Origin of the sequence: Enterococcus sp. AZ179 (assembly GCF_050498885.1) — a bacterium.
GTDB lineage: Bacteria > Bacillota > Bacilli > Lactobacillales > Enterococcaceae > Enterococcus_D > Enterococcus_D entomosocium.
In genome coordinates this window covers 3,151,938-3,165,430 of the sequence record NZ_JBMHEO010000001.1, presented here as the reverse complement: position 1 = coordinate 3,165,430, position 13,493 = coordinate 3,151,938, and the positions used below count along the sequence as shown (strand labels likewise).

The 13,493-nt window shown below is 38.5% G+C and carries 11 protein-coding genes; 4 read left to right on the top strand and 7 right to left on the bottom strand.

Features of this window, described 5'->3' with window-relative positions:
- Positions 1-200 precede the first annotated feature (200 nt).
- Positions 201-2,462: an ATP-dependent Clp protease ATP-binding subunit gene (locus IGI88_RS14785; RefSeq protein WP_185953765.1), complete on the top strand. Its 2,262-nt coding sequence runs from the start codon at positions 201-203 to the stop codon at positions 2,460-2,462.
- A gap of 151 nt (positions 2,463-2,613) precedes the next feature.
- Positions 2,614-2,925: a DUF1827 family protein gene (locus tag IGI88_RS14780; protein ID WP_008378223.1), complete on the top strand. Its 312-nt coding sequence runs from the start codon at positions 2,614-2,616 to the stop codon at positions 2,923-2,925.
- A 161-nt stretch (positions 2,926-3,086) separates the two neighbouring features.
- Here the strand turns inward: IGI88_RS14780 and IGI88_RS14775 are convergent, their stop codons facing one another.
- Positions 3,087-4,406: a helix-turn-helix domain-containing protein gene (locus tag IGI88_RS14775; RefSeq protein ID WP_429960856.1), complete on the bottom strand. Its 1,320-nt coding sequence runs from the start codon at positions 4,404-4,406 to the stop codon at positions 3,087-3,089.
- 473 nt (positions 4,407-4,879) lie between these two features.
- On the bottom strand, positions 4,880-5,347 hold the full coding sequence (locus IGI88_RS14770; RefSeq protein WP_101699139.1) for a hypothetical protein: 468 nt from the start codon (positions 5,345-5,347) through the stop codon (positions 4,880-4,882).
- Positions 5,348-6,378: 1,031 nt separating this feature from the next.
- On the opposite strand from IGI88_RS14770, the gene IGI88_RS14765 reads away from it, so the two are divergent.
- Positions 6,379-6,861, top strand: a complete 483-nt coding sequence (locus IGI88_RS14765; RefSeq protein WP_005235554.1) for a hypothetical protein — start codon at positions 6,379-6,381, stop codon at positions 6,859-6,861.
- A gap of 19 nt (positions 6,862-6,880) precedes the next feature.
- The gene (locus IGI88_RS14760) at positions 6,881-7,939 is read left to right on the top strand and encodes a WxL protein peptidoglycan domain-containing protein (RefSeq protein ID WP_400450587.1); all 1,059 of its coding nucleotides are present in this window, start codon (positions 6,881-6,883) and stop codon (positions 7,937-7,939) included.
- A gap of 140 nt (positions 7,940-8,079) precedes the next feature.
- Here the strand turns inward: IGI88_RS14760 and IGI88_RS14755 are convergent, their stop codons facing one another.
- The 5 genes from IGI88_RS14755 to IGI88_RS14735 all read right to left on the bottom strand — a co-directional run bounded on the left by IGI88_RS14755 (position 8,080) and on the right by IGI88_RS14735 (position 13,490).
- Positions 8,080-8,850: a hypothetical protein gene (locus tag IGI88_RS14755; protein ID WP_061054249.1), complete on the bottom strand. Its 771-nt coding sequence runs from the start codon at positions 8,848-8,850 to the stop codon at positions 8,080-8,082.
- A 665-nt stretch (positions 8,851-9,515) separates the two neighbouring features.
- Complete coding sequence (locus tag IGI88_RS14750; protein ID WP_008378231.1) at positions 9,516-11,096, bottom strand: peptide chain release factor 3; 1,581 nt, start codon at positions 11,094-11,096, stop codon at positions 9,516-9,518.
- 192 nt (positions 11,097-11,288) lie between these two features.
- Entirely contained in the window at positions 11,289-12,104 is an 816-nt protein-coding gene (locus IGI88_RS14745) for a MetQ/NlpA family ABC transporter substrate-binding protein (RefSeq protein WP_016620418.1), read from the bottom strand.
- A 5-nt stretch (positions 12,105-12,109) separates the two neighbouring features.
- The gene (locus IGI88_RS14740) at positions 12,110-12,778 is read right to left on the bottom strand and encodes a methionine ABC transporter permease (protein ID WP_429960709.1); all 669 of its coding nucleotides are present in this window, start codon (positions 12,776-12,778) and stop codon (positions 12,110-12,112) included.
- Positions 12,765-13,490, bottom strand: a complete 726-nt coding sequence (locus IGI88_RS14735) for a methionine ABC transporter ATP-binding protein (RefSeq protein WP_008378237.1) — start codon at positions 13,488-13,490, stop codon at positions 12,765-12,767. Before IGI88_RS14735 ends, IGI88_RS14740 begins: the two co-directional genes overlap by 14 nt.
- Between the last annotated feature and the right edge of the window lie 3 nt (positions 13,491-13,493).

Genomic DNA, 13,493 nt, shown 5'->3' with positions numbered 1-13,493 from the left:
AAATCGAAGGGAAAATTTTTAAAGGTAAAATTCTTGCAGTCTGACAAAAAGTTAGTATAATAGAATTATGGTCAGTAAAGGTCAATAACACATTACCTTGAAGGTGACCGTTACTTTGCCCACAGCCCCTTTTCTTTTACAAGCAATCAAATGCGCCGTAAAATAGGGTTGTTGGAACAAATATGAAAGGTCGTGAATCTATGCTTTGTCAAAATTGCGGCAAAAATGAAGCTTCAATTCATTTATATGCCAATGTCAATGGTCAAAGAAAACAACTCGATTATTGTCAAAGTTGTTACCAAAAATTAAAAGCACAATCTGGGAATGCTGCAGCTGCAATGGCGCAAGATCCTTTTGGATTTGGCAATCTTGATGATTTATTCCGTCAAATGTCTCGTCAAATGCAGCAAGGAAATACCCCTTATGAACAAACCCCACCGACACAAACTGGTGGTAACGGTTTTGTTGGCGGGCAACCACCACGCAATAACCAAGCACCTGCGGGTCTGCTAGGAGAATATGGCATCAATATCACTCAAATGGCTCGTGATGGTGAAGTCGATCCAGTGGTCGGTCGTGATTCAGAAATCAAACGCGTGATCGAGATCCTTAATCGCCGAACCAAAAATAATCCTGTATTGATTGGTGAACCTGGGGTTGGGAAAACTGCCGTCGTTGAAGGGTTAGCCCAAAAAATCGTTGATGGTGATGTGCCACAAAAATTGATGGAAAAAGAAGTTATTCGTTTGGACGTTGCGTCGCTTGTTCAAGGCACAGGTATTCGTGGCCAATTTGAAGAACGCATCCAAAAATTGATCGAAGAAATCAAGCAAGCGGAAAATGTGATCTTGTTTATCGATGAAGTCCATGAAATCGTTGGCGCTGGTGCAGCCGGCGACGGAAATATGGATGCTGGAAACATCTTAAAACCAGCTCTTGCCCGTGGAGAACTACAAATGGTCGGAGCAACGACGTTAAATGAATACCGCATCATCGAAAAAGACGCCGCTTTAGAACGGCGTTTGCAACCAGTACGTGTGGATGAACCTTCTGTGGAAGAAACCATTCGTATTTTAAAAGGCCTACAACCGCGTTATGAAGATTATCATCATGTGAAATATACGGATGAAGCGATCGCAGCTGCCGCTACCCTTTCTAACCGTTACATTCAAGATCGATTCTTGCCTGATAAAGCGATCGATCTGCTAGATGAAACAGGTTCGAAGAAAAACTTGACGATCCAAATCGTTGATCCAAAAACGATCGAAAAGAAATTACAAGAAGCGGAAGAACAAAAACAAGCTGCCTCTCGAGAAGAAGATTTTGAAAAAGCTGCTTACTATCGCGATCAAATCAACAAGCTTCAAAAAATGAAAGAACGTCAAATCAGCGAAGAAGAAACGCCTGTCATCACCGAAAAAGACATGGAACAAATTGTTGAAGAACGGACAAATATCCCTGTTGGGGAATTAAAAGAAAAAGAACAAACCCAGTTGAGGAATCTTGCGGATGACTTGAAAGCTAAAGTTATTGGTCAAGACGAAGCAATCGACAAAGTTGCAAAAGCGATCCGCAGAAATCGGGTCGGTTTAGGCAAACAAAACCGTCCGATCGGCTCTTTCCTATTCGTCGGTCCAACCGGTGTCGGGAAAACCGAATTAGCAAAACAATTAGCTTATGAAATGTTTGGTTCTGAAGAATCAATGATTCGTTTCGACATGTCAGAATACATGGAGAAACACAGTGTATCCAAATTGATTGGTTCTCCTCCAGGCTATGTTGGCTATGAAGAAGCAGGTCAATTGACTGAAAAAGTTCGTCGGAATCCTTACAGTTTGATTCTATTAGATGAAGTAGAAAAAGCCCATCCTGATGTATTGCATATGTTCTTGCAAATTCTCGATGATGGTCGCTTGACCGATGCTCAAGGACGTACCGTCAGCTTTAAGGACACCTTGATCATCATGACAAGTAATGCCGGAACCGGCAAAGTTGAAGCTAACGTTGGCTTCGGTGCGGCGCGTGAAGGTATCACTCGTTCCGTTTTGAATCAATTGAATAATTACTTTACACCAGAGTTTCTCAACCGCTTTGACGGCATCATCGAATTTAAAGCTTTAAGCAAGGAAAACTTGTTATCGATCGTGTCTCTCATGCTGCATGAAGTCAATCAAACCCTTAACCAACAAAAATTGCATATCGACGTTCCACAAGACGTGCAAGAAAAATTGGTGGATCTTGGTTACAGTGCAACGATGGGGGCTCGCCCATTGCGTAGAACCATCCAAGATCAAATCGAAGACGGCATTGCAGAATTTTATCTTGAGCATCCACAAGTACATCAACTAAAAGCACAATTAGAAGATGCAGATAAAATCATCGTGACCTCCGCTGAGTCCCCTGCACCTCTTGAAGAAGCCAATCCGGCTTCTGAAGAAGAAGCATCGGGAACAAACGAGTAACAAGCTTCCAAAACGTGTAACGAAACGTTTCCTTTGCCAGACAACCATGTTTTGCCAAAAAATTGGGTAATTCCGAGTTGTCTGGCTTTTCTTTTGAAAAAAAACGCCCTATAATGTTATTAATAAATACATAGAATGTGAGGTGAGTCTGGTGAAATTAATCAATGTTACGAACAGCCATTCTCGACTAGTATTGAATCAACTTGAAAATACCGACGCGGAACTTGTAAAGGTTTACACAGCCGGAGATACAACCGTGATCTTTACCTCAGCGCCGAACCACAATGAAATTTTGCTGATCAATAAAAAAAGAACTATTCGCCCGACGGAAGTTGAAGAAATCAAAAATTACTTCTTGAAAAAATTACCTGATGGCTCTTATGATCCTGCAACGATCTCTGTGATCCAAATGCCCGAAGTGGTGGAAATCTCCATAAAAAAAACGCTATCCTCATCACGTTAGCTTTGCCTGATCATGGGTTTAAAAAATATCTATAAAAGGTGACTGTCGCAGCCCTCTTTTATAGATATCTTTTTTTGTCTTCTCTCTTCCTTCTTTTGGTTAGTACTTCGATCAACGATACCTGATGTTCAAGTAAAAAAAGAGAGCCATACGCTCTCTTTTCAAGTATATTTATTAGAAATCATCGACTGGATCATCACATTTAGATTGTGCCAATCCTTGGTACTATGAACATTGCCAAAAAATGTGAATTTCTGCGACTCATTATGGATTAGCACGCCATCAGAAACCAATATATCTGAGTCTCCTAAATTCGAATTAAAGTGAATCACATTTTCATTGTAAATTTTCAACAGTTTGTTTTTAATGACCGGAATATATTCTGGATGGTTCAAAAGAGAAATACCAATGCGAATCGGTTCCTCTTCCTGGATAGGTAAATAAGACGCTGTGATCTGAGCGATTTTCCTTAAGAAGAGGGCTTCTTTTTCTATTACAAACGAATGGCGCTGCAAGGCAGCTGCAATCAGCTCTTCCACCTCTAATACTCGTTCGTTCGTAGAGGACAAATCTTCAGTAGACACAAAACTATCCAAAAAGAGATGAAGACAGCCCCATGTATTCATCACTAATTCATAGGTAATGAATTCTTCGATCTCTTTAGAAAGATTATACTTTTGCGACAAGACAGCTACAACATCGGCAGAAAATTCGACCAGCGGATTTCCTAAAAGATTTCTCAGCTTTTGGCCCAAAAGTAGTTTTTCTTGATCCGAGATCGTTTCAGGTATGAAAAGAAAAACCCAGAAATGATAAAAAATCTGTTCTTTCTCAATATCTTGCTGACTTCTGATCGGCAGCAGCTTGATCACTTGCTTTTCCCCATCTAGTTGCTTGATTTGCTCATAAATAGTGATGGAAGCATCGTCTAACTCGTTGACAATATAGCCTCTCAACACCGCATTTTCAATGATTGAAAACATAATGTCGTGCTTCACTTTCGTGGTTTTTAACGGCTCATATTCTTTAGCTGCTAATTCAACGCTGGCACGGGTTCGCTGATTGATGTATACATTACAAGCCATGATCTCAACTAAATAATGGTACATCCTCACACACGGCTCTGCCCCTGTCAAATCAATGGAATCTGTATTGTTATTGATAGTAATCGGAACATTTTGGATAACCAGCATTTTCTTAAGATAGCTGATCAATTTATAACAATAAGAAATACTAAAAATCAATTCTTCCGAGATGTCCACCATACGGGTCTTTCTTTTTCTTAACAAATAGGATAATAGACGATAATAAGGAGATTCTAAGAAATATTTTTTCTTTAGATTCACAAAAATATGCAGGCTTTGTTCTTCATTTAATTCTCGTGACAAATAAACAGTTCTCTTTTTCAGCAAAAAAATTGACTCGTCAAAAGTCGTAAACTCTCTCATATCTTCGGCGATTTCATTGATCAATATTTTCACCTGATACAAAGATTTGTTTGTCGTTTCACATATTTTATCGAGAGACAGCTGCTTCTCCAAAATGATATTTCTAACAACAGTTAATTTATCTACCTGTTTTTTGGTTAAATAAAACCTATACAATTTTTCTATATACTCCAAAATTTTTTACCCGCCTTATTTAAAAAGTATCCCAGTATCCAATTATAGTAAAATAAACTTAAATTCAAGCCTCTTTTTTCATTAAACGGACAATTTTAATAAAAACTTCAGAAAAATCCCCTCTTCTTTAAAACAGTACGGGTGAGAAAAACTTGTGAAACGATTCTTATTTTTTGTAACATAAAAGTGTTGGAAACCATGAAAAAGAACCTGTGAATTAGCTGTTTCCATAAACTTAGAAAAAATTCGTATTCTTTCATTGATTGGTAAGTGACTTGGAGAGTAAAATCATTTTCTAGCTGGACAAACTTCTTTGAGGAATCAAGTTCATTTCAAAGAGCTTGTAATAAAATATCTTCTCTTTTTAGCCAGCAATCTTTGTATTCATAAATGTTGATGATCGACAATTCATCACTCATTTGATTGATTGACCGCATGATTTCTTCATCATCCGAATCAACATTGCCAATGACATGCAAATCATAATGAACACCAGATTTATCCACGCACTCAACGATATAGCTGATCACATCTCCCCAAAAATGTTCCAATCGATGACTGCCGCCTGCTTTTTCTAACCTTGAACGTTCAGCGATACACAAAACGTTTTTCGAAGAGTATTGCAAGATGTTGATTTCCCCTAGTGATTGTGCTAAGTAGTCAAGAACCGATTGGCGATCATCTTCTTGATCCACAATTAAATTTCTCTCTAAAATCGTATTCGTCTTGTTGCTGAAAAAGCGCACAGTCAACATGGTAGCATTCTTTTGTCGACTGAAATTTATTCTGGTTTGCAGCATTTTGATTCACTCCTTAAAAGAACTTTGATCCTCTGCTATTAAGGATATAGTAAGAACCAGCCGATTTTTATCGTCTTTTTTTCAAAAAAACTACAAATAAAATAATCATTGTTCCTCATTTTTCTTTCTACTGACTTAAAGACCTGTTAATTAGAAACGAGTAGCAACTTCATAAAAATAAAAGAGACAAAAAAACTCTAAGGTTTCTTCAAAGAGTCTTATTGTATATTCTCCTAATATTATGAATCCTACTAAAATCTAGTATTGATGAGATAGTGATTCTAAACAGCTAATTTTTTTGAAATATTTTTAAAATGAAACAAGTACGGATTTATAATTTTAAGCTTGAAGCAACCTTTAATATCTCTGTCCCGTTAAGGTAGAAGATTTGTAGGTACAGATTACAAATTGAATAAAAACATTAATTGATAATTTTCAAATCTATGACTTTGATTGCCTATTCAATAGAAATGCATAAATAGAACAATACGTTCAATCCCCACCTATGCAATAGTTCATACTCGTAAAACTACTTCTATAAATAGTATCTTAAAAATGATAGCAGATTGTATTCTACTGAATTGCAGATGTTCACGAAAGAAATAACAGATATGAATCTTCAGAACTGATTCCCCTGACAGCGACTGATTCAGAGCAAATTCTCAGAGACTACGAATAACAATATAATTACTTTGCTAGGTCGAATCCTAGTTGGAACGACAATTCTTTCAACTCTGAGAAGATCTTGACTTAAAATATTAGCCAAATTGTAAAATTGCAACAAAATTATTTTCATATAAATCATTACCGCACGGACAATTGCTACACAGAAAAATATGTGGACTTGATAATCAACATCACTTGACTACTAGAAAATTTGATTAAATTATTTTATAAAAAATCAGATTAATAAAATACTTTCTACTTTTTCATTAAAAATAGCGCAAAAACGGATAATAACTTAATACATCATCATTGTATACTTTATTTAAGCAGTAAATCATCTGCAAAAATTAAAGTGAGGTTTTATTATGAAAAAAGTTATTTTGGGTACTACATTGGCAACATCTTTACTACTAGTAGGAGGAATCACTGCGTCAGCAGATGTTGCTATGCCAGAGGTTCCCTCTGTTCCATTTGCTGTTACTATAACAGAAGGAACATCTAGTTTTGCATTTAATGATATGAATTTAAACGAAACGTTCGAAATAAGTCCAGCATTATTTGTCAACGGAACAATGACAGGAACTATTGAAAACGTTGGCGGAACATTAACAAACTTAACTCGTTCAGTTAATAAAGTTACAATTACAGTTTCTTCTGATTCTGAAGGAATCGTTATCACCGAAAATGGTGATGTTGCCGTTGAAGCAGAAGCTATTTCCCAATCAGTAGCTACCAGCGTAGATACAACTTTCACATTCAATCGTCAAACTGCTTTGCTAGATGGCACACCCACTATCACAGTTACTGCATCAGATACTACTGACTTAGACAATGGCCAAGACCTTTAATTCTTAAAAAGGATAACATATGGATAAAATATCAAAACACAGAGACTCCTTTCTAAGAGTTTCTGTGTTCTTCCTCATATTGACAATAATCGCAAATATAAATATAAGTATTGCAACAGCGAATGAGACAACGAATACTTTAAAACTATCGCTTAGCGATACCGAATATGAGACATCAAGAAATACTATTACTCTTCCTTCTGATGTTGATAAAAAGTATACATTTGAAATTAAATTGGAAAACATCGGAGCTGGTGATTCATCAATAGTGGTCACTCCCTTTGCTTCAACTGCTATTTCAAGAGAATCCTCTATTTTGTACACTTCGAATACAGAGAACCTTCTCGATGATAAATACGACTTTTCAAATTATGTTACTATCGCTTCAGAAGCTATAGACGAAGAGAATCAAATAGAAATTGCTCCTAATGAATCTGTTGGTGTCAGCATTACCATAAATGTTCCAGACGACATAGAGCTTGAAGGTACTGTAATGGGTGGAATTAATTTTAAGCAAATATTAGGTGTTCAAACAGCTGAAGATTCTATTAGTATTGCGTCTGCCTACGAGTCTATCATTTTTATCAACTTAATTTTTAGCAAATATGAGGATATTCAAGATATTATTTATCAAGATTTCTCATTTGTTGCTCTTCAGGACACGATAAACCTACAATTTTATGCCCTCAACTATAATCCTATTTTAGGCAACTTAAACAATGCGCTCTACGAACTAATAAACCCAAATGGAGAAACAATTGCCTCTGGAGAGTTAGCAGATTCCGTTCTTTTAACGCCGTTAACCAAATCAAGAATGCAGATTCCTTTAATAGACGATAGTGAGCTTATTGAAGGCGAATACCGTTTAACAATAGAAACAACTAGAAAAGCGATCACCACTACTTTTTCTTATGAGAAAGAGGACTTGGATAACTTCAAAAAAGAGAACCGTCCAACGAACGCTGCCAACGTTCAGACAAATAATCAAATCCTTATCTGGATCATCTTTGTTCTCATTGCAGCGCTGGCAGCTGCAGTCATCTACATTTTAAAATCAAAAAGAAAAAGAGAGGGCTAGTTCCTCTCTTTTGTTCTGCTTCTACTTATTCCATTGGTCATCAATTATTGAGAGATTCCTTTTTAAAGAAATGTTGCGTATCTTCTCTCCATGGTTTCCTCTTTAGGAAGAAATAGAAGAAGTGAGACAAGAAAAACTGCTCATATCAAATAAGCGGTTTTTCCTAATATAAATCTAAACATATTTTTTTCAATGATCATTTCTTTTGAAAAAAATGTTGCTGTCTCACATTGGCTTTTCTTCCCTAAAAAAAACTCAGTACCAGCCTCATCCTCAACATCACTGATTGAATCTTCTAGTTTGGTAGAATCCTTATCAAGCGAGTCTTCTTCCAAGTTTGCTTGCTCGTCGTAAATAGATTCTGCTTCTTCCTTTTGGCTCTCAGAATCATCTTCGATGCCATTGTCTTCTTGCTTTTCATCGTCTTGGTCTTCAGTCATTAAATTCTCATCCGATATCTCTTCTTTTTCCTCATCCGTCTGATTCATTTTTATATCTTTCGTAAAGGTCTCTGAATCATCAATTGCTGTAAAAGTGACTGATAGGTAGTACTCAGAGTTGGAATCAAGATATTCCTTTATGTTCAATGTTGCAGCTACGTTAAGAATCATTGATGCTTCATCAGTATCCTCAATCTGAATGATTTTCTCTTCCGAACCGTTCACGCTGTTTAGTTCTGCTGAAAATGCCTTCCCGACAGCTGTGATCTCTACGCCAAAAGCACCTTCACTGCCGTTGCTATCGACGGTCAGCTGAAGATCTTGTGTGGTTTTCAACAAATAATAGTGTTCGTCCTTAAAGTCAATCGTGTTCAAATCAAAAATCAACGTTTCGGAAACCTCATCAGCCGCAGCCTCTACTGTTGGAAAGAAAAATATCGCCGAAAATATAAATAACAAACTTTTTAGCACTACATGGTCCCCTTTCTTCTTTCAGAAATCACTTTTATTTAACAAATAATCATTCGCTTTAGCAAAATCGATCTATAGATAACTAGTAGACTAGCAATGAGACTAATTCATTTTGGAGTTATGAAGCCATGGTTCACCAACTGAAAACTTAAGCCATCTGTTAGAAGTGCTTCAAATGAAGTTTTAAGGGCTATAACCGAATCATGCTCAGATAAAGAAAGTTTAGTCTTCACTAGTAGCATCTGACAAAAAGAACTTGTCCCTCGATCAAATGATTAAATGACCTCTATCACTGGCAATCTATTCTCTGCTTTCCCTCTACTTTCAAACAAGTGAAAATTTCCTGAATCACCAAATGTGCCTATGATATTTTTCTATTCATTTCAAGTGCACTTCCTTGCGGTCATCTTTAATACTACGCTCTTTTTCCAACTCTTTTTATCTTCTTTTAAAAGAATGTTTATAAATAAGGATAATTGTCTGATCATTGGACCATTGCCCCAATCACACAGCCTTCTTTCTGTATCAAAAGCACGTTTTCAGCAAAAAAAAGCCCCTTCTTATCCATTTTGATAAGAAAGGACTTTCTACGATCGTTCAATTCAAAAAGATCAGCCTTACGTACAGAGTTGCGCATACCTAGACAGGCTCGCGGGAAACGGCTCTTACATCAAACTCTTCAATTCGACATCTGGGTACTTATCTGCGAACCAACGCATCGCAAATTGATTCTCAAACAAGAACAATGGCTGGTCGAAACGGTCTTTCGCTAAAATGTTACGACTGGAGCTCATACGCTCATCCAAGTCTTTCGGATCGATCCAACGGGCGATCTTGTGGCCCATTGGGGTCATGATGACTTCCGCATTGTACTCATTCATCATGCGATATTGGAAAACTTCAAATTGCAGTTGCCCGACAGCACCGATGATATACTCATCACTAAGATACGTCTTGTACAACTGGATAGCCCCTTCTTGGACCAACTGATAGATTCCTTTATGGAAAGATTTTTGCTTCATCACATTTTTCGCAGTAACTTTCATAAAGAGTTCCGGAGTAAACGATGGCAGCTCTTCGTAAGCAACTTTTAGTTTTCCTTCATAAATCGTGTCACCGATTTGATAATTCCCCGTGTCATAGACACCAATAATATCTCCGGCGACAGCTTCTTCAATATTTTCACGGGTATCAGCCATAAATTGAGTCACATTGCTGAGTTTCATTTTTTTGCCAGTACGTTCTAAAGTAACGTCCATGCCTCGTTCAAAGGTTCCTGAACAAATGCGGACAAAGGCGATCCGGTCACGATGGGCAGGATTCATGTTTGCTTGGATCTTGAATACAAACCCAGACATTTCTGGTTCATAAGGACTGACTTCCTCACCAGCTAGTGTTTTATGTCCGTAAGGTGCTGGTGCAAAAGTCAAGAAGGTTTCTAAAAAGGTCTGTACGCCAAAATTTGTGAGAGCAGAACCAAAGAATACAGGGGTTTGATCGCCCCGAGCGATTTTTTCTGTATCAAAGGCGTCGCCAGCTTCTTGCAGCAATTCCACTTCTTCTAAAACTTGTTGGAACAGCCCATCTTCGGCAAATGGATGATCTGCTGGGAATTGACCATTTTCATCTAGGGCAACTAAACGTTCCCCACCGTGATTGTCAGGACGGTAAAATTCGACCCGTTGGTTGTGGATATCATACAGTCCTTCCAAGCCTTTCCCCATGCCGATCGGCCAATTCATTGGAAATGATTCGATCTCTAAAAGATCTTCTAGTTCTTCTAATAATTCTAATGGTTCGCGGCCATCACGGTCGAGTTTATTGATAAAAGTAAAAATCGGAATACCACGTTTTTTAACGACCTGGAAGAGTTTTTTCGTTTGTGCTTCGATCCCTTTTGCGCTATCGATCACCATGACAGCACTATCCACCGCCATCAAGGTACGGTAGGTATCTTCAGAAAAGTCCTCATGTCCAGGGGTATCTAAAATATTGACCCGTTTGCCTTGGTAATCAAACTGCATAACGGAACTGGTAACGGAGATCCCCCGTTGTTTTTCGATTTCCATCCAGTCGGACTTTGCGAAATTACCAGTCTTTTTCCCTTTGACCGTACCAGCTTGGCGAATCGCGCCACCGAATAATAATAATTGTTCTGTAATGGTTGTTTTCCCCGCATCCGGATGGGAAATAATCGCAAAGGTACGGCGACTATCGACTTGTTGTTTTAATTTTGGATTATCCATTGATTCTATTGCTCCATTTCTTGTATTTACAATGCGAACAGTGTCTATTTTAGACTGTCGCTAGTTTTCTGACCAAATCAGTATATCATGGATAAGGGTGATAAAAAAGCAAAAAAAGACAAGAAACCCCTTTGACTACTCTCTTTTAGAGAGTTAGGCAAAGGGCGCTCCTTCCATTTTGATAGAAATAAATTAAAATGCTGGCAATAAGGTATCGCTATGCTCGTTTTCTAAAAACTCACGAACTTTATCGCTAGTCATGGCACGGCGCAATACAGCGATTTTTTCAGAATCTTGATTGTCTTCTCGAGCAACCAATGAGATAGCAAAGCGATCATCGATGGTCTTTTCTAAGAAAAGGGCATCTGCTGGTTTCAAACCGATTTTCGCGATATAGGTTGGGTAATTGTATACCAAAGATACGTTTGGTTCATCATAGGCTTCCGCAAGATTCAGTAAATCGACAGATAACCACTCAAAATTTTTCGGATTTTCGGTAACATCTTTAAGTGTTCCATTGACACCAACGCCTTCTTTAAGGGTGATCAATCCTTCTTCTGCTAAAATCGCTAACGCTCGACCTTCATTGGACACATCATTTGGCAATGCGACTTTCGTTCCTTCTGGAATATCATTGATATTCGTATACTCTTTGGAATAAAAACCGACTTTTGCGTTGTAGATTTTATCTAGTGCCACTAGGTTTGCATCTTTTTCTTCATTATACATTTGCATATATGGTTCATGTTGCGCAAAGTTAGCATCGACCTCGTCATTATTCAGCAACTCATTGTACTGGATATTGTCATTGACTTGGACCAATTGGATTTCCCAGCCATCTTCCACTGCTTCAGCTGCAACCTTTACGACATCGGTCATTGGCGTCGTTTGCGAAGCGACCTTGATGATTTTCTCTTCGCTCGCTTCATCAGAACCTGTACCGCAAGCCCCCAATACACCTAATGCCAATACACTCAATCCTAAAACAAATCCTTTTTTCACTTTCATTCCTCCTATTTTCGTTTATCAAGTTTTCTTGCTGCTTGATTGCCAATCCCTTGCAGGATAAAGACCAAAAGAATCATGATGATAATTGCAAAATACATCACGCCATACTCATAACGCTGGTACCCATAACGGATCGCAAAATCGCCGATACCGCCGCCACCAACGACCCCCATCACCGTCGAATAAGAAACCATGCTGACTGCTGTCGTCGTTAAAGATAAAATCAAGCCGCTTCTAGCTTCCACTAGTAAAAACAACCAAACATACTGCCATTGACTGACACCAAGAGATTTCGCCAAATAAGAAACTTCTTCTGGAACATCCAACAGCACTTGCTCCGTCAAACGAGCAAAAATACTCATAGCAACGATGCTCAAAGGAAAACTGGCGGGAATCGGTCCAAATGAGCTGCCTAAAAGCATCCGCGTCAACGGGATCAACGCTACAACAAATAATAAAAAAGGAAACGAGCGGATGATCGTCACAATGAGATTCAAACACTCATAAAGAAATGAGATTTTTTTCCCTCGGCTGCGACTGAGAAAAAGCCAGACACCTAACGGTAGACCTAAGACAATGGCTGCGAGCATCGAAATGCCCATCATGATCGCTGTTTCTTTCAAAGATTGCAGCAATTCAGGCAGATAATACAAAATACTCTCACTGATCGTCATGCAGCAGACTCCTCTCCACTTTGCTCACATAAGAGCTTTCAATGCGGACGATTGGTTGTGGCTGATTGGCAAACTCCGCCTCAAAGACGGCGTCCTCCAATACAAACACACGTTGACAAATTTGTCGGACGGCCGATAGCTCATGACTGACAAAGACGACAGCTGGTTGAAACGTCTGTTGAACATTTTGCAGCAAAGCAAGAACATCGGCTTTCGTATCTTCGTCCAGCGCACTAGTGGGCTCGTCACACAGCAAGATTTTTGGCTCACGGATCAAAGCCCGTGCAATAGCCACTCGTTGTTTCTCTCCGCCGCTTAACTTGGCCGGATAGATGTGGGCCTTATCTTCCATGCCAACAAACGAAAGCATCTCAAGTACCATATCTGCTGACTTTCCCATTAACTTCAAGGGCAAATAGACATTTTCGAAAACGGTTCGATTGTGTAACAGATTGTAATTTTGAAAAATCATGCCGATTTCTTGTTGTGCACGTAGCAGATGCTTTTTATTCGATGTATCGATTTTTTTGCCATCAAAAAGTAATTCCCCGCTGTCTGGGGTTTCAATCAAGTTTAAAAGCCGCAACAACGTCGATTTTCCTGAGCCGCTTTTGCCGACGACCCCAACGATTTCTCCTGCCTGAACAGAAAAAGACAAACCACCGAGAACCTTTCGATCGTAACGCTTTGTGAGATTGATTGCTTCTAACATCTT

Bases quoted from the DNA above. Each gene is read 5' to 3' on its own strand.
- IGI88_RS14785 (WP_185953765.1), top strand. From the start codon at position 201: ATGCTTTGTCAAAATTGCGGCAAAAATGAAGCTTCAATTCATTTATAT.
- IGI88_RS14770 (WP_101699139.1), bottom strand. From the start codon at position 5,347: ATGCTGCAAACCAGAATAAATTTCAGTCGACAAAAGAATGCTACCATG.
- IGI88_RS14765 (WP_005235554.1), top strand. From the start codon at position 6,379: ATGAAAAAAGTTATTTTGGGTACTACATTGGCAACATCTTTACTACTA.
- IGI88_RS14760 (WP_400450587.1), top strand. From the start codon at position 6,881: ATGGATAAAATATCAAAACACAGAGACTCCTTTCTAAGAGTTTCTGTG.
- IGI88_RS14750 (WP_008378231.1), bottom strand. From the start codon at position 11,096: ATGGATAATCCAAAATTAAAACAACAAGTCGATAGTCGCCGTACCTTT.
- IGI88_RS14745 (WP_016620418.1), bottom strand. From the start codon at position 12,104: ATGAAAGTGAAAAAAGGATTTGTTTTAGGATTGAGTGTATTGGCATTA.
- IGI88_RS14740 (WP_429960709.1), bottom strand. From the start codon at position 12,778: ATGACGATCAGTGAGAGTATTTTGTATTATCTGCCTGAATTGCTGCAA.
- IGI88_RS14735 (WP_008378237.1), bottom strand. From the start codon at position 13,490: ATGTTAGAAGCAATCAATCTCACAAAGCGTTACGATCGAAAGGTTCTC.